The organism is Serratia sp. HMSC15F11 (genome assembly GCF_001808215.1).
GTDB classification, from domain to species: Bacteria; Pseudomonadota; Gammaproteobacteria; order Enterobacterales; family Enterobacteriaceae; genus Serratia; species Serratia nevei.
Map to the genome: position 1 here is coordinate 1 of NZ_KV792485.1, position 3,203 is coordinate 3,203.

Below are 3,203 nucleotides of genomic sequence, written 5' to 3' on the forward strand. Positions count from 1 at the left end.
TCATATCAGGAACTTGTTCGCACCTTCCCTAAGTCACCGGCGGCTTGCCTGCCACACATTGAACATTACAGACCAATTAGCACTTTGTCACCGGGGAAAGATGTAAAGATTATGTATAAATAGATTGGCTTAGAAGTGACATTTCAACTTTGGAGAAACAGGTGACATTTTAAACTTGCTTTAACAAAATTTTGGGACTGACCGAAACAAAAAGGCCAGCCCCGGAGGGCTGGCTATTCAGTACAGGGCAATGACAGGTTTCTTGATGCCGCAGGCGTGAGCGTAGCGGGTCAGTGTGTCGATGCTGGCTTTGGTGATGTTGTTTTCCAGGCGAGAAATAACCGGAGGTGTAACCCCCATGCGTTCAGCAACCTGCGCTTTTGTCAGGTTGTCATGCTTGCGCCATTCAGCAAGCAGCTCCCTGAGCTTTTCCTTACGTTCTTCTTCCTGCCATGCAGCGCGATATTCATCGTCCTGCATCCACTCGTTATGCAGTTCTTTATGGCTTACCAGTTTCATTAAGTACCTCCGCTAACCGCTTTTTGGCGAGATCGATTTCTTTCGCTGGCGTTTTCTGTGACTTCTTGATGAAAACACGGAGCATGATGATGGTATTGCCTTTGTGGTATACCCAGATTCCCCTGGCTATGTCCGTCCCCATCGTGCGGATCTCAAAAAGTCCATCGCCCAGGGGCTTCGTGTCCGGCTCCCGCAGTAATCGGGCGTCATACTCCAGTTTGCCGATGAGACGGTCAAACTTCACCCTGATTTTTACGGGTAATGCTGTGGCTTCTTCCCTGGCTTCCGGGTGATAAACAACGCTAAACATGTGACCTCCCATTTCTATTAATATTAACCTATAGGCTAATTTCAGACAAGGTAGAATTAACCTATAAGCTAATTTTGTTGGCAGTTATCGTGGCTACCCGGTCACTACCCTGTTAGCGTGAGTTTTCGTTCCACTGAGGAACGGGGATTTATGCGCGTTAGCGCATGTAAGGCGGCAGGATGAAATGACAGGTAGCACCGAGGGTTAGCCGCCGATACCAGTGAGGGATCGAAAGGGATCGCCTATCCATCCCTTCACCCTGCAAAGCCATATTCCGCTAAAAGCGGCTCAGAGGCTTTTGTGCGCGGTCGGAGTGGTCACAACAAGGCGAAGCCGCAGTTGGGGCGTATCTCCGCGTTAGCGGGTCGTAAGAGCCGCTTACGAGCGTGTAAGCTAATTCTTCAGCGATATTTGCTGACGTATCCGGCGTGGACGGATTTGTCCAATCCCTCGATGGCTAACAGGCGAGCTGTTAGCCATCGAGGGATTCCGTTCTGAATGCCCCGCGCTTTAGCGTGGGGAGCTACTTTTGAGGCGCTCGCGCCGATGCTGTTCGGTTATCCACTTTTTAAAGGGGATAACAGTAATGTCTTTTATTTTTTGGTTTATCTTTTAATACGTAAGTAATTAAAAGATAAACCAAAAGAGTATTTGCGCCATCTCGTTTGCACTTCATTATCACTTACCCACAAGCTATACAGCAGTTGTGGTGGGTCTACGCCGGAACCGCCGAAAAATCCGTCATTCCTGTAGGCGGGATGGGTTGGATTTCGAAAATTATTGTACTATAAGGGCTTCCCCGGCATGTCAACGCCGGTGTTTACGGTTTCTGTCTGCACTATAGTAAAAAAATAAAGGGGAGAGACTGCGGTACTATAAACGGTCATGATGAATCGTCATCGATTCGGACCCTGATGAAAGACGCTCGTGAGGCTCTAGTTCGTTAGTCGGGTACACTTGCCCTGTACAATAAGCAGATATACCTCACGGGGTCTAACCCTTTATCATCAACGAGTTGCAGAACAGATGGTCATACAGCTTTGTACTTTAGCTGGCTGAGTACAACCTGAAATCATCACCGTAATGCAATGATGCCCAGCACAGTCTTGCATTTTTGGCAGCGATGGCAACAACAGCGCGCCAGTATCCTCTGCGTTCGACCAGTGAGCAGACCCAACGACTGAATAAATCAGTCCTTTTCTCCGCCCCGATCAGTACCGAGCGGGCACCCTGAACCAGAAGTGTTCTCAGATACGAATCGCCAGCTTTCGTTATCCTGCCAAGCTTCGACTTTCCGCCGCTGCTGTACTGCGATGGTGTCAGTCCCAGCCAGGCTGCCAGCTGGCGCCCATTCTTAAAATCATGTGCATTACCGATACTGGCGACCAGCGCACAGGCCGTTGTGGGGCCAACGCCCTTCAATTCCATCAGCCGCTGACTGCGATGATCTGTTTTGGCCATGCGGGACAAAATTCGGTCATATTCAGCGATGTTATCTTCAATGCGAGCAACGTGCTCCAGCAAATCATCAACACATTGCTGAACCTGAAGTGGTAAAGAATTCTTCTGCTCAAAAACTATGTGGCGCAGGGCATCTGTACTTTGTGGGGCGATAACGCCGAATTCAGATATCAACCCCCGGAGACGATTATATGTTGCTGTTTTCTCTTCGATAAAACCCTGTCGGGTACGATGCAGACACTGCATTGCCTGCTGGCTCTCATCCTTAACCGGCACAAACCGCATATGTGGGCGACGAACCGCCTCGCAGATAGCCTGAGCATCAGCTGCATCATTTTTCCCTGATTTACCAGCCATGCGGTAAGGCGATACAAATTTAGCGGCCATCAGACGCGGCTCATGACCATACTGCCGAAACAGTCTTGCCCAGTAATGAGCCCCGGAGCACGCCTCCATCCCGATAACACAGGGCGGCAAACCAGCAATCAGCCCGGGAAGAGCTGCGCGGGTTACTCTGGATTTAACCAGAACGGTTTTGCCATTCTGGTCAACGCAATGAACAGCGAACACATTTTTAGCAAGATCGATACCGACAGTAGTAATGGTCATAACGAATCCCTCCGGGGTTGTGTTTACCCCATGATTGCACAAGAGTTAATCAGGCGCATAATCAGGGGAAGTCCCTTCCATTCGTTAAGGCTGTTTTTTGTACTGAGGTTTATTGCAGACGTGCAGAATCCCCGCCAGCTAAGGCGGTAGTAGGCGGGGATCAGGCAAAGGTTAGGGAGTAGTATTCCTGTTTGCGCTGGCGAGCCACTTCACGCTTCGCTTTCATCCTGGCTAACCCGGCAGCGGCCTTACGCGTCCAGTTCTCAACCTTGATGGGGTCCGCTTGGAAAACGGAATCTATGGT

3 protein-coding genes are annotated in these 3,203 nt (G+C 49.9%); all 3 read right to left on the minus strand.

Annotated features, from left to right (window positions below):
* Positions 1 to 237: 237 nt before the first annotated feature.
* Positions 238 to 519, minus strand: coding sequence for a helix-turn-helix domain-containing protein (locus HMPREF3138_RS16915; RefSeq protein ID WP_000780222.1), 282 nt, complete (start codon positions 517 to 519; stop codon positions 238 to 240).
* A complete protein-coding gene (locus HMPREF3138_RS16920; RefSeq protein WP_000493286.1) occupies positions 500 to 829 on the minus strand; it encodes a type II toxin-antitoxin system RelE/ParE family toxin in 330 nt (109 codons plus the stop codon). The genes HMPREF3138_RS16915 and HMPREF3138_RS16920 overlap by 20 nt, the downstream gene beginning before the upstream one ends.
* Positions 830 to 1,876: 1,047 nt before the next feature.
* Complete coding sequence (locus HMPREF3138_RS16925) at positions 1,877 to 2,899, minus strand: IS110 family RNA-guided transposase (protein WP_001567660.1); 1,023 nt, start codon at positions 2,897 to 2,899, stop codon at positions 1,877 to 1,879.
* Positions 2,900 to 3,203 lie beyond the last annotated feature (304 nt).